We start from the raw sequence: 21,982 nt of genomic DNA, 5'->3' as shown, positions 1-21,982 counted from the left end.
ATGCAGTTCACGGTCAAGGACGTTCTCTCCATCCAGGTCGCCCCGGCGCTCGGCTGCACCGAGCCCGTGGCCATCGCCCTGGGCGCGGCGGCCGCCGTGTCCCTGCTCCCCGGCAAGCATTTCGACCGCCTCGAGGTGGCCGTGGACCCCAACGTCTACAAGAACGGCCTGGCCGTCTCCATCCCCGGCGCGGGCGGCCTGTCCGGTCTGGACACCGCCGCCGCCCTGGGCGCGGCGGGCGGCGACCCGTCCCTGCGCCTTGAGGTCCTCCAGACCGTGACCGAAGAGGACGTCAGGACCGCCAAGCGGGCCCTGGCCGAGGGCCGGGTGGACGTCACCCTGATCAAGGACCACCAGGGGCTGCTCATCCGCGCCAAGGCCGTGTCCGGCGACCAGGTGGCCGAGTCGGTCATCGAGGGGCTGCACGACAACATCGTCTCCCTGACCCTGAACGGCAAGCCCGTGGAGAGCCCGCTCATCCGCACCCGGCCCGACGGCGCGCCCTCCCCGGTGGCGGCCATGGAGGCCTGGCTCAAGACCCTGACGCTGAACGAGCTCATGGCCCTGACCGACGAACTGGACGAGGACGACTACGCCTTTCTCCAAGAGGGCGTGGACGTGAACATGCGTCTGGCCGAACAGGGGCTGAAGTACGGCCTGGGGCTGGGCGTGGGCAAGACCCTGGAACGGCTCTGCCGCCAGGGCCTCATCAAGAAGGACATGATGCTGGCCGCGCGCATCCTGGCCTCGGCCGCGGCCGACGCGCGCATGTCCGGCGCGTCCCTGCCCGCCATGTCCTCGGCCGGGTCCGGCAACCACGGCCTGACCGCCATCCTGCCCATCTGGGCGGTCAAGGACTACGTCGAGGGCGTGGAGATCAAGGCCGTGCTCGAGGCCGTGGCCCTCTCCCACATCGTCACCGCCTTCGTCAAGGCGCACACCGGCCGCCTGTCCGCCATCTGCGGCTGCTCCGTGGCCGCCGGGGCCGGAGCCACGGCGGGCATCACCTTCCTCCTGGGCGGCGACGCCCACCACATCGCCGGGGCCATCAAGAACCTCATGGAGGACCTGGCCGGGATCATCTGCGACGGGGCCAAGACCGGCTGCGCCCTCAAGCTCGCCACGGCGGCGGGCACGGCGGTCCAGGCCGCCCTCTTCTCCCTCCAGGGCGTCAACGTCCACCACACCGACGGGATCATCGGGTTGTCGTCCGAGGACACCATGCGGAACGTCGGGACCCTGGCCGTGGACGGCATGATCCAGACGGATCAGACCATCTTGCAGATCATGTTGGATAAGCGGTTCTCGGACGTGTAGGGTTGGTTTTTTGGGCGGAAAGCCCGCTGAATTTGCGAATATGGAGGAGAGCCGTCGCTGGCGCTCCTCCATTTTTTTTGCAGCCCTCCCGGCGGGGTTCTTTCTTTTGCGAGCCCAAAAGAAAGAACCAAAGAAAAGGGCTTGGGAGGTTGCGGCCGCCCGGGTCCGGACGCCGAGAATCCGATCCGCTCGGGGCGGCTCCATCCGATCAAAAGTATGGTCCGCGCCTCCACGGAAACGCCCCTTTTATGGGCCACCTCCGGGCCACGGGAGCGGAGCCGCCGCCTGACGCGATGACGGACGAAGAAAGAAGGCCTTCGGGCGGAACATTGTGAAATGCGAAAGCCGCTGTTTGAGGCTACGCCCCAAAACCGCTTCAGAGGAGGTTCGCCTGTTATCCGCCCCGCGAAGCGGCATAAAAAGTTTAGGAAGGATGAGGGGATGGGGGTCCGGGGGAAGGGGAGAAGGGGACCCTTTGAGAAAAGGGTCCCCTTCTCCCCTTCCCCCGGCCGCCGGAGGCGCTAAAAGTACGCCAACCCCTGGGGCGGGGTTTTGTCCTGGAACAGGGATTCGATGCGGGGGCGGTCGGCGGCGGAGATCTTGAGGTCCGAGACGTTGAGGATGGTGCCGAGGCCGCCGTAGGTCTTGACGGCGCGGTCGATGAAGTCGGCGTCGACGAAGGCGCCGGTCAGGGTCACGGCGCGGCCGGTCCAGCTGACGGTCAGGGGGATGAGCGGGTCGCGTTCCGGGGATTTGGTGATGAGGTTGCCGGTTTTGACCAGGGTTTCGAGGACCTGGTCCGGGAACATGCCGCCCAGTCGGCCGAGGGTTTCGAGGAAGCCGGGCATGACCGCCAGGTAGTAGAACTGGTCGATCTTGCAGGCCACGGAGCGGCCCGGCAGGTTCAGCAGCCAGGGCTCGGCGGCGAACGCCCTGCCCAAGGCCTTCTGCAGGTGATCAACGCTCGCCGTGTAGTCCGCCAACGCCATGTCGCCCTCCCATGGTTTGAAAGGATGCGCCACGAAAAACGCCCCGCTGGGCGGGGCGTTCGGATATGCTAGTTCAGGCGCTTGTCGAATCGCTTGAGGTAGTCGGCCCGGAGAATGCCGTTGACCTTGCCCTCGATGTGCTCAACGCCGGCCGGGTCGTTGATCTTGGCCGACAGGGCTTCGAGCTTGGCCGGGATGATCCGCTGGCAGTAGTCGCTGCGGGCGTAGGTGTTCAGGTTCACGTGCGTGTCGTGGCTGACCACGTAGCAGGCCACGACCTTGGCCGCGTAGTAGTTCTCGTAGGCGGCCGCGTAGTCGGACGCATCCTCGGCGCAACGGGCCTTGAGGAAGTAGGCGTAGGCCAGGTCCATGGCGCTGTCGGGCTGGGCGATGGTGCTCTCCAGATAGGGCTGGGCGCCGGCGCAGTCGCCCTGCTTGACCATGGCCCATCCCGTGTCGAGGTCGTTTTTCTGCGCGCCGCAGGCGGCGAGCAGGGAAATCATGGCCGTCATGGCCGCTGCAAGCAGAATTCGTTTCATGTCGCGTATCCTCTCGGAAAAAGCATCTCTTTCGGTTTATTGGACTATCTAGCCCAACATCGGGGCGAAGTCCAGACGCTAGATGGAAATGACCAGGGGCACGACCACCGGGTCGCGGCCGAGCACCTTGCGGAAGAAGCGGCGCAGGGCCGAGCGGATGCGTTCCTTGAGCTTGGCCGTGTCGCCGGGCGCGATGTTCTCGTGCACGTCCAGAACGATGCACTTGGCGTCGTCCAGCAGGTGCATGTACTGCTGCTCGAAGACGAACCCCTTGCTCATGATGTCCGGGCCCATGGAGATTTCGCCCGAGGCTTCGTCCACCACCAGGACCACGATGACCATGCCCTCGCCCGCCAGCAGCTGGCGCTCCTTGAGCACGCTCTGGCCCACGTCGCCCACGCCCTTGCCGTCCACCAGGATCTTGTCCGCCGCGATGCGCGGCATCATCTCCACGGACCCGTCCTCGAAAAAGGTCACGGGCTGGCCGTTCTCCACCACCATGGCCTTGTCCTCGTCCACGCCGCAGTCGATGGCCAGCCGCCGGTGCTTGACCAGGTGGCGGTACTCGCCGTGCACGGGGATGAAATATTCGGGCCGCACGGTCTGGAGCATGAGGGTCAGTTCGCCCGCATGGGCGTGGCCCGAGGCGTGGATGCCGTGCATCTTCTCGTACAGGACCTCGGCCCCGAGGCGGTAGAGGTTGTTGATGACCCGGTTGATGGCCTTGACGTTGCCGGGAATGAACCGCGAGGAGAGGATGAACAGGTCGTCGGGCCGCACAGACAGCTGCCGGTGCTCGCCCATGGCGATGCGCGACAGGGCCGCCAGGGGTTCGCCCTGGCTTCCGGTGACCAGCAGGACCAGTTGGGAATCGCCGTATTCGTCCAGGGCGTCCAGCTCGATGAACGTGCCCTTGGGCACCTTGAGATGGCCCTGCTCCAGGGCCAGCTCGATGTTGCGGTGCAGGGACTTGCCGGACACGGCCACCTTGCGCCCTTCGGCGTCGGCCAGGTCGAAAATTTCCTGGATGCGCTGGATGTGGCTCGAAAAGAGGGAGACCAGGATGCGCCCCTTGGCCGTGTTGAATATCTCGCGCAGGGAGACCTTGATCTCGCGCTCGGTCAGGGCGAACCCCTCGTTGCCGATGTTGGTGGAGTCCGAGAGCATGAGGCGCACGCCCTCGTCCGAAAACTTGCGGAACGCGGCCAGGTCCGTGGCGTGGCCGCCGAGGGGGTTGCGGTCGATCTTGAAGTCGCCGGTGTGGACCACCCGGCCCGCCGGGGTCTCGATGCCCAGGCCGAACCCCTCGATGATGGAGTGGCAGACCGGGAAGAAATTGAAGCGGAAGTCGCCGAGCAGGAGGCGGTCGTAGGGACGCACGGGCCGCAGGTCGGCCCAGCGGTCCAGGTCGTGCTCCTTGAGCTTGTTCTCCACCAGGCCGAGGGTGAACTCCGAGCCGTAGACCGGCACGTCCACGTTCTGCAGGAGCCAGGGCAGCGCGCCGATGTGGTCCTCGTGCCCGTGGGTCAGGACGATGCCGTTGAGCTGGCGCTTGTTGCGCAGCACGTAGTCGAAGCAGGGAATGACCACGTCCACGCCGAAGTGGTAGTCTTCCGGGAACATGAGCCCGCAGTCCACCATGACCAGGGATTTCTCGGTCCGGTAGAGCATGCAGTTCATGCCGATCTCGCCGAGCCCGCCCAGCGGGTAGAGGGTGAAGGACGTTCCGGCCATCGCGTCTACCCCTTTGCCAGCAGTTCCTGGTAGGCCGTGTTCATCATGGCGTACAGGTCTTCCTTGAACTGCTCGCGCTGTTTCAGGTTGTACCGGGACGGGTCGATGATCGGCAGGGCCTTGAACCGGACCACGGGCCGGTTGTCGATGAAGAACTGGCCCTTGCCCATGACCCGGCCGGTGTTGGTCATGACGAACGGAACCACGGGCAGCCCGGCCTTGAGGGCCAGGATCATGGCCCCGATCTTGAAGTCCATCAGGTGGCTCAGGTCCATGTTGCGCGTGCCCTCGGGAAAGATGACCGGGGAGATGCCGCCCTTGGCGACCTCAACGGCGTCGTTCAGGGACTGCATGGCCGCCCGCCTGTTCTCGCGGTCGATGCAGATGTGCCCGGCGTGGGCCAGGGCCTTGCCGTAGATGGGAATCTCGAACAGGGACTTCTTGGCCACAAAGCGGATGCGGTTGCCCCTGAGGACCTTGAACAGGACCGGGATGTCCAGGTTGGACTGGTGGTTGCCGATGAACACGTAGTGGCCCTCGGGGTCGGCCTCGCCCAGGTCCGCCTCGATGCGGATGCCGGACAGCTTCACGGCGGCCGCGCCCCAAGCCAGCCCCCAGCGGTCGTATTCCTCGGGCGTGGCGGTTTCCCGGTCCACCTTGAGCATCTTCAGGGAATACCAGATGGTTACCGGCACGAGCAGGATGATGAAGAACAATCGTCGAAACATGGTCCGTCCTTGTTGAGCAAACTCCCGTGTAAGTAAACCAAAAGACTGCATGAAACAATGACAAAAAAAAGGCGACGGACCAAGCCGTCGCCTTTTGATTCGTGTTGCGGGCCGAAACTACTCTTCGGTGGCCTTCTTGTGGGCCGCGATGACCTTTTCGGTCTCCTGGGGCGGGCATTCCTCGTAGGCGGCGAACTCCATGAAGAAGGTGCCCTGGCCGCCGGTCATGGAGTTGAGGTCCGGGGCGTAGCGCAGCATCTCGGCCATGGGCACGTTGGCCTTGACCTCGGTTATGCCCGCCTGGGAGTCGGAGCCCAGCACCTTGCCCCGCCGCGACGACAGGTCGCCGATGACGTCGCCCATGAACGAGTCGGGCACGGCCACGGTGACCAGCATGATCGGTTCGAGCAGGGCCATCTTGGCCTTTTCGCAGGCCTTCTTGAAGGCCAGGGAACCGGCCACCTTGAAGGCCATTTCCGAGGAGTCCACGTTGTGGTAGCTGCCGTCGTACAGGGTCACCTGGAAGTCGATGACCGGGAACCCGGCGAGCACGCCGCGCGCGGCGGTCTCCTGGACGCCCTTGTCCACGGCCGGGATGAACTGGCGCGGGATGGAGCCGCCCACGATCTGATCCACGAACTCATAGCCTTCGCCCGAAGCCCTGGGGGCCACGTGAATCCAGCAGTCGCCGAACTGGCCGCGGCCGCCGGACTGCTTCTTGTGGCGGCCCTGGATTTCGCGGGCGCCGGTCTTGAAGGTTTCGCGGTACGGGACCTTGGGGGTCTTGAGCAGGATGGCGGTCTTGTAGCGGCGCTTGGCCTTTTCGACCGAGATCTCGATGTGGTTCTGGCCCATGCCCGAGAGCAGGATGTCTGCGGACTCCTCGTCGCGGCCGAGCGTCAGGGTGATGTCCTCCTCGAGCAGCTTGGCCACGGCGGCGTAGACCTTGTCCTCATCACCCTTGACCTCGGGGGCCAGGGCGAAGGTGATCAGCTGCGGGGCCACGACGGGCTTGGCCAGCTTGAACTCGCCCTTCTCCACCAGGGTGTCGCCGGTGTGGGTGTTCTTGAGCTTGGCCAGGGTGACGATGGCGCCCGGACCCATGGGGGTCTTGACCGGGGCCTGCTCCTTGCCGTTCATGACCAGCAGCTGGCCCACGCGCTCCTTCTCGCCGTTGACGGTGTTGACCAGCTGGGAGTCGGGGGAGAGCTGGCCGGCCAGCACGCGGACCACGGTCAGCTGGCCCGCGAAGGGGTCGGCCTGGGTCTTGAAGACGAAGCAGGCCATGGGCTCGTCCGGGGAGCTCGGCAGTTCGCCGCCGTCCTCGCCGATCCACGGCTTGTGGTCCAGGGGAGAGGGCAGCAGGTTCTGGACGGTGTCCAGGATCATCTGGCCGCCCTGGCAGTTGAGGGCCGCGGCCACCACCACCGGGACCAGCTCGCCGGACGCGACGCCCGCCTGAAGGCCCTTGGTGATGTCCTCGGGGGCGAGTTCGCCCTCCTCGAAATATTTCTCCATGAGCTCCTCATCGCTCTCGGCGATGTTCTCGATCATGGTCTCGCGGATGGTCTCGACCTCGTCGGCGATGTCGCCGGGGACCTCGCCCTCGGTGACCGCGCCGTCCGCGCCGAACATCAGGGCCTTGCCGGACATCATGTCCACCACGCCCTTGAAATTCTCCTTGGAGCCGATGGGATAGTACAGCAGGACCGGACGCGCGCCCAGGGCCTCGGAGATGCCGTGGAAGGCCATGTCGAAGTCGGCCCGGTCACGGTCCATCTTGTTGATGACGATCATGGACGGAAGGCCCATGTCCTGAACCAGGCCCCAAACCTTGCGGGTCAGCGGCTTGACGCCGTCCACGGCGTCGATGACCATGACCACGCCGTCGGCGGCGGTGAGGGAGTAGGAGAGATCTCCGGCGAAGTTGGAGTCGCCGGGGGTGTCGATGAGAAAGTGGTCGTTCTTGTTCCACTTGAAGCTGGCGAAACCGGGCTGAATCGAACCGCGACGCTTGATTTCCTCGGGCTCGAAGTCGAGGACGGTGCTCCCCTCTTCGACTTTGCCGAGGCGGTTTACAACTCCCGCGTTGAAAAGCAGCATCTCGGCGACGGTGGTCTTGCCGCTACCGCCGTGACCGACGAGTGCATACGTTCTTTGGGTCTTGAGGTCAGGCATACTTCACTCCACATCGTTTCTGGTTGTCCTTATCGGCATCGCGGAGCCGTTTCACCCCGCGAAAAGCACAGCACTTGGTTTTTAACGGGTTTAGTCCTATAGGAAGACCAACGCGAGAATGTCAAGTCGCCGGGCACTCTTCAACTTTATTCCAATTAGTTGAAATACCGTAGCTTTTTTACAAGCTTCACCTTAAAATACCCTCTTTCGCAAACAATATCAATCTGTTGAAGCGACATTGAGAGAAACTTCCAGGAGTCCGCATTGCAGCTCACCAGCGAGATTTTCACGGCCCCGGCAGGGGCCATACGCGCCCACGGCGACCACCTGTTCTGGTCCGGCACCATTTCGGAATCACTGGCGAAATCCATCGAGGAATGGGGTCAGTCCGCACCGGTGCTGGTCTTCGAGGGCGACCACGGCCCGGAGCTCGCCGCCGGGGCCGCGCGACTGGCCGTGCTGGCCGGGCTCGGCAGGCCGGTCCTGGCCCGTCGGGTGGAGGGCGCGGACCCCGTTTCCCTGGGGCTGCTCTACCTGGCGGACAACGCCCACCGCGAACCGGACGACGCCATGCGCTTCCGGGCCCTGCAATACTTCGCCCCGCTCCTGGACAGGGACCGCCTGGAGACGGACGTCCTGCCCCGGCTCGGGGTCCGGCCCAAGTCCAAGGACGCCCGGCTGCTCCTGGACTGGCTCACCCTGCCCGCCCCCTGGCGTGAACTGCTCGGCCGGGGCGCGGTTCCCCTGGCCGTGGGCACGGTCCTGGCGCGCCTGGACGAGGCCGACCGCGACCCCCTGCGGCCGCTCTTCACCGGCATGACCTGGTCCAGGTCCAACGCGGTCAACGTGTTGACCTGGCTGTACGAGGCGGCCCGAGTGGCCGGAACCCCCGTGGCCGAGGTCATGGCCGGGGCGGGCATGGACGCGATCCTCGACCAGGGGCTGTCGCCCAAGGACGCCATCGCCCGGCTGTGCGCCGCGGCCCGGCAGGCGCGCCATCCCGAGCTGACCCGGCTGCGCGACCGCTTCGACGCGGCGGCCCGGACCGTGACCGCCGGGACCCCCTGGCGGGTCGTCCAGCCCGACAATTTCGAGACCGACGGGGCCGAGCTGTCCGTGCGCGTCAAGGACCGGGACGGCCTCGCCCAAGCCGTCGAGAGCCTGCGCGCCATGGCCGACGCCCCGGCCTGGGAGACCGTGTTCCGTCCGGAGGGCGACAATGACTAGCCTGCCCGCCCACCTGCGCAGGATCGGCCACGTCTTCGTGGACGAATCCATGACCGATACCCCCGTGGCCCGCCGGGTGCGCGAGCGGCTGGCCGAGGGCGGTCTGGACGTCCCCTGGACCGTGGTCCCGCCCGATCAGGACCGCGTGGTCTTCGACCGGGGCGAAACCCAGGCCGTGTACCTCAAGGAGTACAAGGGGCGGTTCCTGCGCTTCTGCCCCGGCACCCGCGCCTACCACTGCTGCGGCTACCGCATCATCCACATCGGCGAGAACTGCCCCATGGCCTGCTCCTACTGCATCCTCCAGGCCTATTTCCAGGACCGGGTGCTCAAGGTCTGGGCCAACCAGGACGACCTGTTCCGCGAGCTGGCCGACGGCTTCGGCGCGGACCGCGAGACCCGCTTCCGGGTGGGCACGGGCGAGTTCACCGACTCCCTGGCCCTGGAGCACCTGACCGGCTACAGCCGCGACCTGGTCCATTTCCTGGAGGACTACGACAACGTGGTCCTGGAGCTGAAGTCCAAGGTGGTGGACCTGTCCTGGATGGACGGGACCACGCGCACGGACCGCGTCCTGCCCGCCTGGTCCCTGAACGCCCCGTTCATCAACGAGCACGAGGAGTTCGGCGTGTCCACGCTGACCGAGCGCCTGGAGGCGGCCAGGACCTGCGCCGAGGCGGGCTTCAAGGTCTGCCTGCACTTCGATCCGATCATCCGCTTCGAGGGCTGGCGCGAGGGGTACGGCGAGATCATCGACCGCATCTTCGACTACGTGCGGCCCGAGCAGATCGCCTACATGTCCCTCGGCTCCTTCCGCTGCATGCCCCAGCTGACCCCGATCATCGAGGACCGCTTCCCGGAGACCACCTACATTTATAATGAGTTCGTGCCCGGCCTGGACGGCAAGGCGCGCCTGCTCCGCCCCCTGCGCGTGGAGCAGTTCAAGTTCATGGTCGACCGGTTGCGCGCCCACGGCATGGAGGAGCAGCTCTACTTCTGCATGGAGTCCACCCAGGTCTGGAAGGAGGTCTTCGGCTACGCGCCCCCGGACTTCGGCGGCCTGGGCAAACGGCTCATGAACCGGGCGTTCGGCGGGTGACGCCCCCCGGCGACCGTGGCGAACCGGGTAAAAACCGCAATTTCCCCCTTGCCAACCCGGCGATCATGCGTTAAGTACCCCCGACTTTAAATTCACACATCCCGCCCATAACTCCGGGTGGTCCGTGATGGCACGGGCTCCTTAATGGACCGCGGGATGGACGAAAAACCCAGGAGATCATTATGGCTTACGTTACCATGAAGCAGATGCTGGAGACCGGCGTCCACTTCGGCCACCAGACCCGCCGTTGGAACCCCAAAATGCGCCCGTACATCTTCGGCGCCCGCAACGGCATCCACATCATGGACCTGCAGCAGACCGTCAAGATGTTTGCCACCGCCCATGACTTCATCGTCGACACCGTGGCCAAGGGCGGCAAGGTCCTGTTCATCGGCACCAAGCGCCAGGCCCAGGAATCCGTCAAGGCCGAGGCCGAGCGTTCCGGCATGTACTACGTCACCCACCGCTGGATGGGCGGCACCCTGACCAACTTCCAGACCATCAAGAAGTCCATCGACCGCCTCAAGTCCCTCGAGCAGATGTTCGAGGACGGCTCCATCTCCCGCTACACCAAGAAGGAAGCCGTGGGCATGAACCGCGAGGTCAAGAAGCTCAACCTGGCGCTCGGCGGCATCAAGGACATGACCGAGGCCCCGCAGGCCGTTTTCGTCATCGATCCCAAGCGCGAGCAGATCGCCATCCAGGAATGCCGCAAGCTCGGCATCCCGGTCGTGGCCGTGGTCGACTCCAACTGCGACCCGGACATGGTGGACTACATCATCCCGGGCAACGACGACGCCATCCGCGCCATCAAGCTGTTCGCCACCCACATGGCCGACGCCTGCCTCGAGGGCGGCGCCATGCAGAAGGACTACAAGGCCGAAGCCAAGGCTGCCGCTGCGGCCAAGGAAGAAGCTCCCGTCGAGCAAACCGCAACCGAAGAGGTGGCCGAGGCCGCTGCCGAGGAGAAATAATATGTCGATCACCGCCGCACAAGTGAAGGCCCTGCGCGAGAAAACCGGCGCGGGCATGATGGATTGCAAGAAGGCCCTCAGCGAGTCCGGAGGGGACGAGGAAAAGGCCGTCATGTACCTTCGCGAGAAGGGGCTGTCCAAGGCCGCCAAGAAGGCCGGACGCGCCACCTCCGAGGGTCTGGTCACCCCCTACGTCTCCGAGGACGGCAAGACCGCCGTCATCGCCGAGCTTCTCTGCGAGACCGACTTCGTCGCCAAGGGTGACGACTTCCAGGCCTTCGCCGCCGCCCTGCCCGGCAAGATCGCCGCGCTGGACGTGACCACCGGCACCGCCGAAGACCTGCCCAAGGAGGTCGCCGACGTGACCGACCTGATCGCCAAGCTGGGCGAGAACATGGGCGTGGGCCGCTTCGCCAAGATCGTCACCGACGGCGTCATCGGCGTGTACATCCACTCCAACAACAAGCTGGGCGTCATCGTGGAGCTCAAGGGCACCGACGACGCCGAGATCGCCAAGGACGTGGCCATGCACGTGGCCGCCATGAACCCGGCCTGCATCTCCCCCGACGAGCTGCCCGCCGAGACCCTGGCCAAGGAGAAGGAGCTGTACCTCAAGCAGGCCATGGACGAGGGCAAGCCCGAAGCCATCGCCGAGAAGATCGTCATGGGTCGGCTGAACAAGTTCTACAAGGACGTCTGCCTGATCGAGCAGGCCTTCATCAAGGACGACAAGCAGACCATCAAGCAGATCCTCAAGGGCGGCACCGTGGCCAGCTTCCATCGCCTGGCTCTCGGTGAAAAGGCCGAGTAACCGAACTGCCGAAAAAATGAAAACGGGCCTCACGGCCCGTTTTTTTTGTCCGGAAAACATGCTATCGCCTTGGGGCGAGTTCGTGACGCAACAATCATACACGCAGGGGTATCCATGACCAAGACGCGTTATTCGCGGATTTTGTTGAAATTAAGCGGCGAGGCCCTGGCCGGGGAGCAGCAGTTCGGCATCCACCCGGAGGCCATCGGCCAGTTCGCCAAGGAGATCGCCGAGGTGGCCGCCACCGGCCTGCAGATGGCGCTCGTCATCGGCGGCGGCAACATTTTCCGGGGCATGGCCGCCTCCGCCAAGGGCATGGACCGCGCCCAGGGCGACTACATGGGCATGCTGGCCACGGTCATGAACGCCCTGGCCGTCCAGGACGCGCTCGAAAAGAACGGCTGCGACACCCGGGTCATGACCGCCCTGTCCATGGCCGACGTGGCCGAGCCGTACATCCGCCGCCGGGCCCTGCGGCACATGGACAAGGGCCGCGTGGTCATCTGCGCCGCCGGTACCGGCAACCCCTACTTCACCACCGACTCGGCCGCCGCCCTGCGCGCGCTCGAGCTCAAGTGCGACGCCATCTTCAAGGCCACCAAGGTGGACGGCGTGTACGACAAGGACCCGCTCAAGTATCCCGACGCGGTCAAGTTCGACACGGTCTCGTACATGGAAACCCTGGAAAAACGCCTCGGCGTCATGGACTCCACCGCCATCTCCATGGCCAGGGACAACAACCTGCCGATCATCGTCTTCAACCTGTACAAGGAAGGCAACATCCGCAGAGCCGCCAACGGCGAAAACATCGGAACGACTGTTCAAGGAGACTAATATGAAAACCGTACTCGACGACGGCAAGAAACGCATGAGCGGGGCCATCACCGCCCTGGACAAGGATTTCTCCAAGCTGCGCACGGGCCGCGCCACCACCGCCCTGGTGGACTCCATCCTGGTGGACTACTACGGCACGCCCACGCCCATCAGCCAGCTCTCCTCCGTGTCCGTGCCCGACTCCAAGACCATCACCATCCAGCCCTGGGACAAGGGCGCGTTCGGTTCGGTGGAGAAGGCCATCCAGACCTCGGACCTGGGCCTGAACCCGGTCAACGACGGCAAGATCATCCGCATCTCCATCCCGCCGCTGACCGAGGAGCGCCGCAAGGAGCTGGTCAAGGTCGCCAAGAAGTACACCGAGGACGCCAAGATCGCCATCCGCAACGTGCGCCGCGACATGAACGACGCGCTCAAGAAGATGGAGAAGGACAAGGAAATCTCCGAGGACGATCAGCGCCGCAGCGAGGCCGACGTCCAGAAGATGACCGACGACTACGTCAAGAAGGCCGACGAGGTCATGGCCGCCAAGGAAAAAGAGATTCTCGAAATCTAGGATGCACTCCTTGAGCACCATGCAAATTCCCACCCACATAGCCGTCATCATGGACGGCAACGGCAGGTGGGCCAAACAGCGCGGGCTGCAACGATCCGACGGCCATCGGGCCGGGACCGAAGCGGCCCGCGCCGTGGTCACCCGCTGCCGCGAACTCGGCGTCCGCCATCTCACCCTGTACACCTTCTCCAAGGAGAACTGGTCACGGCCCAAGGACGAGGTTCGGACCCTGTTCGACCTGCTGACCACCTTTCTCAAGCGCGAGGAAAAGAGCCTCAAGGAACAGGGCATCCGCCTGAACATCCTGGGCGAGATCGACGACATGCCCCTGGCCGTGCGCCAGGTGCTCAGGCACGTCATGCGCCAGACCGCCGGATGCACGGACATGACCCTCAACCTGGCCCTGAACTACTCGGGCCGGGAGGAGATCGTCCGCGCGGCCAGGGCCCTGGTCGCCAAGGGCGTGCCGCCCGAGGCCGTCACCGAGGAGACCTTCGCGGCCGAGCTGTGGACCGCGGGCCAGCCCGACCCGGACCTGGTCATCCGCACCAGCGGCGAGCTGCGGCTGTCCAACTATCTCCTGTTCCAGTGCGCCTATTCCGAATTCTACTTCACGGACATCTACTGGCCGGACTTCTCCCCGGCGGAGCTGGACAAGGCCATCGCGGACCTGAACGGCCGCCAGCGCCGCTTCGGCAAAACCGGCGAACAGGTGGACGGCGCATAGCCCGTCCGACGCGCTTTCCCCGGCCCGGCGTGTTGCCCCCGCCCGGCAAATAGCGTAGAGAAAATGGATTCATACGGCCACCCAAGTCACCATCAACCGCTGTGATCAACATGGATATCTCCCCGCATAAGCAACGAATCGCCACCAGCGCCGTCCTGGCCATCCTCCCGACCCTGGCCCTGATCTTTCAGGGGTGGGTCCTGTTCGCGGTTCTCGCCCTGTTCAGCGTCCTGACCCTGTGGGAGTTCTACTCCATGTTCCGGCCCGGGCAGTCCATGACCGCCTTCAAGTCCCTGGGCGCGGCCGTGACCTTCCTGCTCATGGGGGCCTACACCACGGGCGACGCCCGCTACCCCGGCGTCATCCTGGCCCTGGCCTTCTGGGCCTCGGCCCTGGTCTTCCTGCTGCGCTACAACAGGGACGTGGCCACGTCCTACCGCCACGCGGCCATTTTCCTGGCCGGGTTGTTCTACATCCCCATGAATTTCCATTTCCTGCTGTTCTTCGACCGCCTGGAGCTGCTGCTCGTCCTGGGCGCGGCGGTCATCTCCGACACCGCCGCCTTCTACGTGGGCACATGGCTCGGCAAGCGCAAGATATGGCCGCGCATCAGCCCCAAGAAGTCCTGGGCCGGGTCCATCGGCGGGCTGACCGCCTGCATGGCCGCCACCTTCGCCTGGGGCCTCGCCTTCGGCCTGCCCGAGACGGTCTGGTGGAAGTGGCTGCTCCTGGGCGCGGCCCTGAACGTGGCCGCCCAGCTCGGCGACTTCTTCGAGTCCGCCCTCAAGCGCTCCCTGGACATCAAGGACTCCGGGACCATCCTGCCCGGCCACGGCGGCCTGCTCGACCGGGTGGACAGCCTGCTCCTGGTCATCCCCTGCTACGGGCTGATCTCCATGTTCCAGCCCTATTTCCCCTAAGGCGCGCCAAGCCCATGAAGACCTACATCTCCGCCTGGCCCGCCACGGTGCCGAGCCCGCCCTTCCCGCGCAGACTGGTCATCCTCGGGGCCACCGGCTCCATCGGCGACTCGGCCCTCAAGGTCGTCGCCGGACACCCGGAGCGGTTCACGGTCACGGCCCTTGCGGGCGGGCGCAACGGCCGCAAGCTGGCCGCCCTGTGCGCCCGGTTCCGGCCGCAATACGCCGCCGTGCTCGACGACGCGGCGCGCACCGAATTTCTCGACAACCTGCCGGGCGACTACGCCCCGGAACTCCTGGTCGGCCCCGAGGCCTTTGATCGCCTGGCCGCCCTGGACGAGGCGGACCTGATCCTGTCCGCCATCGTGGGGGCCGCCGGGTTCGCGCCCACCCTGGCCGCCGCCCGCGCCGGCAAGATGATCGGCCTGGCCAACAAGGAGTCCCTGGTCCTGGGCGGCCACCTCATCCGCGCCGCCTGCCGGGCGTCCGGGGCCGTGATCCTGCCCGTGGACTCCGAGCACAACGCCCTGTTCCAGGGGCTGGCCGGGCACGGCCGGGACGAGGAGATCGCGCGCCTCATCCTGACCGCTTCGGGCGGCCCGTTCCGGGGAAAGGACCGGGCATTCCTTGAAACCGTCACCCGCGAGCAGGCCCTGGCCCATCCCAACTGGAGCATGGGCGCCAAGATTTCCGTGGATTCGGCCACCCTGCTGAACAAGGGGCTGGAACTGATCGAGGCCTGCCATCTCTACGGCCTGCCCCCGGACCGGGTGGACGTGGTCGTCCATCCCCAGTCCATCGTCCACTCCCTGGTGGAGTACGTGGACGGCTCGCAACTGGCCCACATGGGCACCCCGGACATGCAGGTGCCCATCGCCCACTGCCTGTGCTTTCCCGAGCGGGTCACCGTGGACGTGCCCCGGCTCCGGCTGGCCGAGGTGGGCCGCCTGACCTTCGAGGCGCCGGACCTCGACGCCTTCCCCTGCCTGCGGCTGGCCCGCGAGGCCTTCGACGCCGGGCCGAGCCACCCCATCGTGCTCAACGCGATCAACGAAATCGCCGTGGACGCCTTCCTCCACGAGCGCATCGGCTTCACCGACATCCCGGCCATGATCGAGGCCGGACTTGACCGCCACGCCCCTGTGGACGTATCCACGCCCGAGGCGGTCCTGGCCCTGGACCGGGAGGTCCGGCGGGAAACCGAGGCCCGCCTCTAGCCAACCGGCCGAGAATGGTTATAGTTATCCGAGCCGCACGCCTTTTTCATCAACGCGGCACATGAGGAATACATGATCACGAGCACCATCGCCATTGTCCTGGTACTGGGCGGACTTATCTTCTTCCACGAACTGGGGCATTTCGTCGTGGCCCGGATCTTCGGCATGGGGGTCAAGGCGTTCTCGCTGGGCTTCGGGCCCAAGATGGTCGGCTTCACCTCGGGCAAGACCGACTACAAGATCTCCTGGATTCCGCTGGGCGGCTACGTGGCCCTGGCGGGCGAACAGGGCGAGGAGGAGACGGACTTTCCCGACGACAAGCTCTTCTCCCACCGCCCGGCCTGGCAGCGTCTGTGCGTGGTCGCCGCCGGTCCCTTCTTCAATTTCCTGCTGGCCTTCCTGATCTACTGGTTCCTGGCGTTGGCCCAGGGCCAGGGCGTGGTCCTGCCCCTGGTGGGCGGGGTCCTGCCCGACTCCCCGGCCGCCGCCGCCGGATTCGTCAAGGGCGACATGATCACGACCATCGACGGCGCGCCCGTGAACTCCTGGACCCGGATGGTCGAGATCATCCGCGCGGCCGAGGGCAAGCCCCTGCAGGTGGCCGTTGACCGCGCGGGCGAGAAGCTGACCCTGACCGTCACCCCGCAGGTGAACACCTTCAAGGACCTGTTCGGCAAGGACGTCACCGTGCCCATGGTCGGCATCAACCAGTCCGGCCAGATGCGCTACGAACCCATCGAGGGCATCGGGGCCTGGCCCGCGCTGCGCCAGACCTGGTACATGTCCGAGGTGGTGGTCAAAGGGTTCCTGTCCATCATCGAACGGCTCATCCCGGTGGAATCCGTGGGCGGGCCGATCATGCTCGCCCAGATGGTCCACGAGTCCGCCCAGAACGGCCTCTTCGCCCTGCTCGGCATGATGGCGATCATCTCCATCAACCTGGCGATCATCAACCTCCTGCCCATCCCGGTGCTGGACGGCGGCCACATCCTGTTCTTCGCCCTGGAGATCGTCTTCCGCAGGCCGCTCAACGAACGGTGGAAGGCCATGTCCATGCGCGTGGGCCTGCTCATCCTGCTCCTGATCATGTCGCTGGCCATCTTCAACGACGTGCGCAGGCTCCTGGGCTAGCCCCGTGGCCATGCCCAAGACCACCCGCCCGCACGACCTGACCCTGGTCCTGTCCGGGCCCGAGGAGCGCCTCCAGCTCGTCCTGGGCCAGCCCGGCCCCGACGGGCCGCTCTCCGGCATGCCCCTGCTCGCCTCGCGCCAGTGGACCGTGCCCGGCCAGACCGTGCGCTTCCTGGCTCCGGGCCTGCGCGGTCTGCTCGACGAGTTCGGCCTGGACGTCGCGGACCTGGCGCGCATCGCCTGCGTGCGCGGCCCCGGCAGCTTCACCGGCCTGCGCCTCGTCCTGGCCGCGGCCGAGGGCGTGGCCGCCGGGCTGTCCCTGCCCCTGGCCGGGCTCGACTACCTGCCGCTCCTGGCCGCCGGTCCCGGTCCCCTGCTGACCGGCCCGCTCCACGTCCTGACCTACGCCCGGCGCGGCCTGGTCTACATGCAGTCCTTCCGCTGCCCGGACCTGGCCGAGATCGCCCCCCTGGACGCCCTGACCCTGGAGCAGGCCGGGGAACGCATGGCCGGATTCGGCCCGGACGCGCACCTCATGGGCTCGGCCCTGCGCAAGAATCCCGCGTTTTTCGCCGACCTGGCCCAGGCCAACCCCGGCTACGTCCCGCTGAATGCGGCCTTCGACAACCCCGCGCCCGAGATCCTGCTGGAAACGGCCGCCAGGGCGACCTTCGCCCACGACTCCATCGAGCCCATCTACGTGCGCCCGTCCGACGCCGAGGCCGACCTGGACCACATCGCGGCCCAGCGCGGCCTGGACCCGGACGAGGCCCGCCGCAAACTCGAGGCCCTGCGCCGGGCCTAGCCCCGCGAGGTTGCCAGACCGGCCCCCTTGCGGCTAGGTTCGGGCATGCAGACCCATCCCGTCCTCCTCGAAGTCTTCAAGAACCGCTTCTCCTCCATCGCCGAGGAGATGGGCGTCACCCTGACCAACACCGCGTTCTCGCCCAACATCAAGGAACGCCGCGACCTGTCCTGCGCGGTCTTCGACGAACACGGCGACATGATCGCCCAGGCCGCGCACATCCCGGTGCACCTCGGCTCCATGCCCCTGTCCGTGAAGTCCGCCATGGCCGCCATGACCGATAACGGCGGCTTCGCCCCCGGCGACATGGTCATGCTCAACGACCCGTTCAAGGGCGGCACCCACCTGCCGGACATCACCATCGTGGCCCCGGTCTTCGCCCCCGGCACGGACCACCCGGTCTTTTTCGTGGCCAACCGCGCCCACCACGCCGACGTGGGCGGCATGGCCTCCGGGTCCATGCCCCTGTCCACCTCCCTGTTCCAGGAGGGGCTGATCATCCCGCCCGTGCGCATCGTGCGCAATGGCGAGGTGGACCGCGAACTCATGCGGCTCATCCTGAACAACGTGCGCACCCCCCTGGAGCGCGAGGGCGACTTCTCGGCCCAGTTCATGGCCAACGTCACCGGGGTCCGGCGCATGACCGAATGCATTGAAAAATACGGCCTCCCGACCTGCGCCCACTACGCCCGCGCGCTCATGGACTACTCCGAGCGCATCACCCGACAGGCCGTGGCCGCCATACCTGACGGGACCTACCGGTTCGAGGACGTCCTCGAGGACGACGGCCAGGGAGCCCGCGACATCGCCATTCGGCTGACCATGACCGTGGAAGGCGACCACGCCCGCCTCGACTTCTCGGCCAGCGACGACCAGGTGCGCGGCGGGGTCAACGCGGTCCGGGCCATCACCCTGTCCGCCGTGCTCTACGTCTTCCGCGCCCTGGCCGCGCGGGACATCCCGGCCAACGCGGGCTGCATGCGCCCCCTGGACGTGATCACCCGCCCCGGCTCGGTGGTGGACGCCGAGTTCCCGGCCGCCGTGGCCGGAGGCAACGTGGAGACCTCCCAGCGGCTGGTGGACGTGCTCCTCGGCGCGCTGGCCCGGGCCCTGCCCGAGTCCATGCCCGCCGCTTCCCAGGGGACCATGAACAACCTGACCATCGGCGGTCAAACCGCTTCCGGCCCCTTCGCCTACTACGAGACCCTGGCGGGCGGCATGGGCGCGTCCCCGGACCGGGACGGCGAGTCCGCCGTGCACTCGCACATGACCAACACCCTGAACACCCCGGTGGAGGCCCTGGAATACGCCTACCCCTTCCGCGTCCGCGAATACGCCATCCTGCGCGGCACGGGCGGCCGGGGACGACACCACGGCGGCGACGGCCTGGTCCGCGAGATCGAACTGCTGGCCGACGCCGAGGTCACGGTCCTGTCCGAACGACGCACCCGCGCCCCATTTGGCGTGCACGGCGGCGAACCAGGCGCCCCCGGCCGCAACATGGTCGTCTCCGGCAACCAGACCCGCCTCGAGCCCGGCAAGTTCCACCGCGCCCTCAGGGCCGGGGACCGCGTGCGCATGGAAACTCCCGGCGGGGGCGGATTCGGCGAACCCGATCCGGATTGACGCCGCCGTTACCGGAAAGTTGATACACTCCGGTCATGGGAACGCCCTACGGCTGTAACCTGCCGAGGCTAGAGCAGTTGCCACAAGGAGCTGCTCCATGGACCCCATACGCGTACTCTTCGTCTGCCGACACAACAGCGGCCGCAGCCAGATGGCCGAAGCCTTCCTGCAACGCCTCGGCCGGGGCCGGTTCGAGGCCCGCAGCGCCGGGACCGAACCCACCGCCGTGGACCCCCTGGTCAGGGAGGTCATGCGCGAGGCCGACTTCGACTTCCGCAACAATGTCGCCACCAATGTCCGCGACCTGCTCCGAGACACCCCGCCCTACCACTACGTCATCACCACCTCCGGCCCGGACGTGCTCCGGGACATGCCGCCCCTGGCCGGCCGGACCGTACACATCAACTGGGCCTTCCCCGACCCCGAATACGTCACCGGCTCCACCGAAGACCAACTCGCCGCCGCCCGCGCCATCCGCGACGACATCCGCACCCAGGTCATCCGCTTCCTACACGACCAGGAGTAGGCGCAGGGGGATGCCGCCTCCGCCCCCCTTCCCCCCTGGACCCCCCATCCCCCCACTCACCCTCCCAAACTCTTTGGGCCGCTTCGCGGGAGACGGAATAACTTAAAAAACTAGTTTCCTCTCCCTCGTCCCGACACGCCGCCCTGACGACTTTACTTGTCCCCCGCCCTTCCAGGCGGCGTGGGCAACCGTCCCGAAGGGGGCGCGCCGGACGGCCCTCCGAGGCCCGTGGACGCCCGGCGCGACCCCTTCGGGACACCGCCTGGCCGCGTACAGCCAATCCCCCCGCTCAAACAGCACATACCCCGCAACCAACCTCCCCCCACCCCTCCGCCAACCCGCGTCCGCACGCCCCTGCCGAAGGCACACAAAAAGTTTGGGAGAGTCCAGAGAACCCTTTCCAAAGGGTTCTCTGGTCCCCCCGAAGGGGCCGCCGGAGGCATTCCCCATCCCTACCCCTCTCAACGCAAAAAAGAAGGCCGATCTTGCGACCGGCCTTAAAAATTCTCCTGGAGCGCCCGAGCGGGTTGGCTCCGGGAGAACATGCGGGGGGCTTTGTTAGGGTGTAAGCCGTTGGGTGGTATTTTCGATCTGTCGTCCCAGGGGGGTCTGGAGGGAGATTTCCCGTTCGACCTTGGTGATGCCTTTGAGCACGGTGGAGTGTTTTCGTCCGAGTCGTTCACCAATGGATTTGAGGGACAGTTCGGTATGTTTTCGGGCCAGGTAAAAGGCGGTGTTGCGGGCCAGGACCACGTCGCGCTTGCGGCTTTTGGAGCGCAACTCCTCTTCGGACAGCTCGTAGCATTTGCAGATGAACTGGATGATATGGGCGAAGTCCGGGGAGGCGTTCTGGACGGCGTAGTTTTCGAGCACTTCCCAGGCCAGGTTCATGGTCACGTCGCGGTTGAGCAGGCGGGCCTTGAGGATCAGGTTGTTCAGGCAGCTTTCGAGCTGGCGGATATCGGTGGTGATCCGTTCGGCCAGGAGTTCGGAGACCTCGCCGGGCACGGCGACTTGCATGCGCCGGGCCTTGTCGAGGATGATGCGGCGGCGGGTCTCCATGTCCGGACGGTTGATGTGGGCCAGGAAGCCGGAGCAGAAGCGGGAGACGAGCCGGTCATCGACCTTGGAAAATTCCTTGGGCATGAAGGAGCTGGTCAGGACGACCTTGCAGCCGCGTTCGCGCAGGGCGGTCAGGGTGCAGAGCAGTTCCTCCTGCATTTTTTCCTTGCCCTGGAAGAAGTGGACGTCTTCGAGGAGCAGGACATCGATGCCCTGGCGGAACTGGGCCTTGAACTGGTCCACCTGTCCGGATTTGAAGGCCAGGACCCAGCGGGTGGCGAACTCTTCGGAGGACAGGCAGGCGACCTTGAGGTGCTTGCGGTTGGCGGTCCGGCACAGTTCGTTGCCCACGGACTGGAGCAGGTGGGTCTTGCCCAGGCCCGGTCCGGAGCTGAGGAACAGGTGGTCGGAGTTGAAGGCCGAGGAGCCGATGGACTTGCTGGCCGCGCAGGCCAGTTCGTTGGACGGTCCGACGACGAAATCGTCGAAGGAGAACCGCCAGTTGGAGACCGTCACGGGCTTGAGGGTCTGGCCCAGGGGCAATCCCATGTGCCTCGGGGCCGGGGCCGCGACGGCCTGTTTTTTGCCCACGGGGGCAGCCGCCTTTGCGGCCGGTTCGCGCGCGCCGATGTTGATGGTGATGCGGGGCTCCGCGCCGAGGACTTCGGCGGCGGACTCGCGGATTACCTGGAGCAGACGGTCGCGGACCCAGTTGGCCACGAACTCGTTGGGCGCGGTCAGGGTCAGGCGGTTACCGTCCACGCGACCTTGCAGGGGCTTGATCCAGACAGTGAAGAGACCAGGGTTGAGGCTCTTTTCGAGCGAGAAGAGTATTTGCTTCCAGGCAGTGTCGAGCATGTTGTGTGAGATAGTGTATCGGGAGGGATTGGACAATTCGCGTTATTCAATGAAACGGCCGGGGACGGGACAGGTTATCGACAGTGCACTGAACAGATAACGCACTGTAATATATCAATTTATA

The 21,982-nt window shown here is 65.9% G+C and carries 20 protein-coding genes; 14 read left to right on the top strand and 6 right to left on the bottom strand.

Annotation, left to right across the window (positions count from 1 at the left end; translation table 11 throughout):
• Complete coding sequence (locus DND132_RS00100; RefSeq protein ID WP_014320666.1) at positions 1–1,317, top strand: L-cysteine desulfidase family protein; 1,317 nt, start codon at positions 1–3, stop codon at positions 1,315–1,317.
• Between the two features lie 521 nt (positions 1,318–1,838).
• Here DND132_RS00100 and DND132_RS00095 read toward each other — a convergent pair.
• The 5 genes from DND132_RS00095 to DND132_RS00075 form a co-directional block, all read right to left on the bottom strand.
• Positions 1,839–2,306, bottom strand: a complete 468-nt coding sequence (locus tag DND132_RS00095; protein WP_014320665.1) for a hypothetical protein — start codon at positions 2,304–2,306, stop codon at positions 1,839–1,841.
• A 68-nt stretch (positions 2,307–2,374) separates the two neighbouring features.
• Positions 2,375–2,845, bottom strand: a complete 471-nt coding sequence (locus DND132_RS00090; protein ID WP_014320664.1) for a lipoprotein — start codon at positions 2,843–2,845, stop codon at positions 2,375–2,377.
• A gap of 78 nt (positions 2,846–2,923) precedes the next feature.
• Positions 2,924–4,579 (bottom strand): ribonuclease J, encoded by a 1,656-nt coding sequence (locus tag DND132_RS00085; RefSeq protein WP_014320663.1) that lies wholly within the window; start codon positions 4,577–4,579, stop codon positions 2,924–2,926.
• A 5-nt stretch (positions 4,580–4,584) separates the two neighbouring features.
• A complete protein-coding gene (locus DND132_RS00080) occupies positions 4,585–5,307 on the bottom strand; it encodes a lysophospholipid acyltransferase family protein (RefSeq protein WP_014320662.1) in 723 nt (240 codons plus the stop codon).
• A gap of 117 nt (positions 5,308–5,424) precedes the next feature.
• On the bottom strand, positions 5,425–7,485 hold the full coding sequence (locus DND132_RS00075; RefSeq protein WP_014320661.1) for an elongation factor G: 2,061 nt from the start codon (positions 7,483–7,485) through the stop codon (positions 5,425–5,427).
• A gap of 264 nt (positions 7,486–7,749) precedes the next feature.
• Here DND132_RS00075 and DND132_RS00070 point away from each other — a divergent pair, with 264 nt between their 5' ends.
• The 13 genes from DND132_RS00070 (at position 7,750) to DND132_RS00010 (ending at position 19,938) form a co-directional block, all read left to right on the top strand.
• Complete coding sequence (locus DND132_RS00070; protein ID WP_014320660.1) at positions 7,750–8,712, top strand: ParB N-terminal domain-containing protein; 963 nt, start codon at positions 7,750–7,752, stop codon at positions 8,710–8,712.
• Positions 8,705–9,811: an SPL family radical SAM protein gene (locus DND132_RS00065; RefSeq protein WP_014320659.1), complete on the top strand. Its 1,107-nt coding sequence runs from the start codon at positions 8,705–8,707 to the stop codon at positions 9,809–9,811. The genes DND132_RS00070 and DND132_RS00065 overlap by 8 nt, the downstream gene beginning before the upstream one ends.
• Before the next feature lie 182 nt (positions 9,812–9,993).
• The gene (rpsB, locus tag DND132_RS00060) at positions 9,994–10,785 is read left to right on the top strand and encodes a 30S ribosomal protein S2 (RefSeq protein WP_014320658.1); all 792 of its coding nucleotides are present in this window, start codon (positions 9,994–9,996) and stop codon (positions 10,783–10,785) included.
• 1 nt (position 10,786) lies between these two features.
• On the top strand, positions 10,787–11,596 hold the full coding sequence (tsf, locus tag DND132_RS00055; protein WP_014320657.1) for a translation elongation factor Ts: 810 nt from the start codon (positions 10,787–10,789) through the stop codon (positions 11,594–11,596).
• Between the two features lie 114 nt (positions 11,597–11,710).
• The gene (gene pyrH / locus DND132_RS00050; RefSeq protein WP_014320656.1) at positions 11,711–12,430 is read left to right on the top strand and encodes a UMP kinase; all 720 of its coding nucleotides are present in this window, start codon (positions 11,711–11,713) and stop codon (positions 12,428–12,430) included.
• Position 12,431: 1 nt separating this feature from the next.
• A complete protein-coding gene (frr, locus tag DND132_RS00045) occupies positions 12,432–12,986 on the top strand; it encodes a ribosome recycling factor (protein ID WP_014320655.1) in 555 nt (184 codons plus the stop codon).
• Between the two features lie 19 nt (positions 12,987–13,005).
• Positions 13,006–13,713 (top strand): polyprenyl diphosphate synthase, encoded by a 708-nt coding sequence (gene uppS / locus DND132_RS00040; protein ID WP_014320654.1) that lies wholly within the window; start codon positions 13,006–13,008, stop codon positions 13,711–13,713.
• A 110-nt stretch (positions 13,714–13,823) separates the two neighbouring features.
• Entirely contained in the window at positions 13,824–14,633 is an 810-nt protein-coding gene (locus DND132_RS00035; protein ID WP_014320653.1) for a phosphatidate cytidylyltransferase, read from the top strand.
• A gap of 14 nt (positions 14,634–14,647) precedes the next feature.
• Positions 14,648–15,850, top strand: coding sequence for a 1-deoxy-D-xylulose-5-phosphate reductoisomerase (dxr, locus tag DND132_RS00030; protein WP_014320652.1), 1,203 nt, complete (start codon positions 14,648–14,650; stop codon positions 15,848–15,850).
• 72 nt (positions 15,851–15,922) lie between these two features.
• Entirely contained in the window at positions 15,923–16,981 is a 1,059-nt protein-coding gene (rseP, locus tag DND132_RS00025) for an RIP metalloprotease RseP (protein WP_014320651.1), read from the top strand.
• 10 nt (positions 16,982–16,991) lie between these two features.
• Positions 16,992–17,786: a tRNA (adenosine(37)-N6)-threonylcarbamoyltransferase complex dimerization subunit type 1 TsaB gene (gene tsaB, locus DND132_RS00020; RefSeq protein ID WP_014320650.1), complete on the top strand. Its 795-nt coding sequence runs from the start codon at positions 16,992–16,994 to the stop codon at positions 17,784–17,786.
• 45 nt (positions 17,787–17,831) lie between these two features.
• Positions 17,832–19,412: a hydantoinase B/oxoprolinase family protein gene (locus DND132_RS00015; protein WP_014320649.1), complete on the top strand. Its 1,581-nt coding sequence runs from the start codon at positions 17,832–17,834 to the stop codon at positions 19,410–19,412.
• A gap of 97 nt (positions 19,413–19,509) precedes the next feature.
• The gene (locus DND132_RS00010; RefSeq protein ID WP_014320648.1) at positions 19,510–19,938 is read left to right on the top strand and encodes an arsenate reductase ArsC; all 429 of its coding nucleotides are present in this window, start codon (positions 19,510–19,512) and stop codon (positions 19,936–19,938) included.
• A gap of 558 nt (positions 19,939–20,496) precedes the next feature.
• Here the strand turns inward: DND132_RS00010 and dnaA are convergent.
• A complete protein-coding gene (dnaA, locus tag DND132_RS00005) occupies positions 20,497–21,858 on the bottom strand; it encodes a chromosomal replication initiator protein DnaA (RefSeq protein WP_014320647.1) in 1,362 nt (453 codons plus the stop codon).
• Positions 21,859–21,982: the final 124 nt, after the last annotated feature.

The sequence above is a fragment of the Pseudodesulfovibrio mercurii genome (assembly GCF_000189295.2).
Lineage (GTDB): Bacteria > Desulfobacterota > Desulfovibrionia > Desulfovibrionales > Desulfovibrionaceae > Pseudodesulfovibrio > Pseudodesulfovibrio mercurii.
Note: the sequence above shows the minus strand (reverse complement) of the source record. Positions and strands in the feature narration are given on the sequence as shown.

Excerpts from the sequence above, each read along its gene's own strand:
- DND132_RS00100 (WP_014320666.1), top strand. The coding sequence starts at position 1 with ATGCAGTTCACGGTCAAGGACGTTCTCTCCATCCAGGTCGCCCCGGCG.
- DND132_RS00095 (WP_014320665.1), bottom strand. The coding sequence starts at position 2,306 with ATGGCGTTGGCGGACTACACGGCGAGCGTTGATCACCTGCAGAAGGCC.
- DND132_RS00090 (WP_014320664.1), bottom strand. The coding sequence starts at position 2,845 with ATGAAACGAATTCTGCTTGCAGCGGCCATGACGGCCATGATTTCCCTG.
- DND132_RS00085 (WP_014320663.1), bottom strand. The coding sequence starts at position 4,579 with ATGGCCGGAACGTCCTTCACCCTCTACCCGCTGGGCGGGCTCGGCGAG.
- DND132_RS00080 (WP_014320662.1), bottom strand. The coding sequence starts at position 5,307 with ATGTTTCGACGATTGTTCTTCATCATCCTGCTCGTGCCGGTAACCATC.
- DND132_RS00075 (WP_014320661.1), bottom strand. The coding sequence starts at position 7,485 with ATGCCTGACCTCAAGACCCAAAGAACGTATGCACTCGTCGGTCACGGC.
- DND132_RS00065 (WP_014320659.1), top strand. The coding sequence starts at position 8,705 with ATGACTAGCCTGCCCGCCCACCTGCGCAGGATCGGCCACGTCTTCGTG.
- rpsB (WP_014320658.1), top strand. The coding sequence starts at position 9,994 with ATGGCTTACGTTACCATGAAGCAGATGCTGGAGACCGGCGTCCACTTC.
- tsf (WP_014320657.1), top strand. The coding sequence starts at position 10,787 with ATGTCGATCACCGCCGCACAAGTGAAGGCCCTGCGCGAGAAAACCGGC.
- pyrH (WP_014320656.1), top strand. The coding sequence starts at position 11,711 with ATGACCAAGACGCGTTATTCGCGGATTTTGTTGAAATTAAGCGGCGAG.
- frr (WP_014320655.1), top strand. The coding sequence starts at position 12,432 with ATGAAAACCGTACTCGACGACGGCAAGAAACGCATGAGCGGGGCCATC.
- uppS (WP_014320654.1), top strand. The coding sequence starts at position 13,006 with ATGCAAATTCCCACCCACATAGCCGTCATCATGGACGGCAACGGCAGG.
- DND132_RS00035 (WP_014320653.1), top strand. The coding sequence starts at position 13,824 with ATGGATATCTCCCCGCATAAGCAACGAATCGCCACCAGCGCCGTCCTG.
- dxr (WP_014320652.1), top strand. The coding sequence starts at position 14,648 with ATGAAGACCTACATCTCCGCCTGGCCCGCCACGGTGCCGAGCCCGCCC.
- rseP (WP_014320651.1), top strand. The coding sequence starts at position 15,923 with ATGATCACGAGCACCATCGCCATTGTCCTGGTACTGGGCGGACTTATC.
- tsaB (WP_014320650.1), top strand. The coding sequence starts at position 16,992 with ATGCCCAAGACCACCCGCCCGCACGACCTGACCCTGGTCCTGTCCGGG.
- DND132_RS00015 (WP_014320649.1), top strand. The coding sequence starts at position 17,832 with ATGCAGACCCATCCCGTCCTCCTCGAAGTCTTCAAGAACCGCTTCTCC.
- DND132_RS00010 (WP_014320648.1), top strand. The coding sequence starts at position 19,510 with ATGGACCCCATACGCGTACTCTTCGTCTGCCGACACAACAGCGGCCGC.
- dnaA (WP_014320647.1), bottom strand. The coding sequence starts at position 21,858 with ATGCTCGACACTGCCTGGAAGCAAATACTCTTCTCGCTCGAAAAGAGC.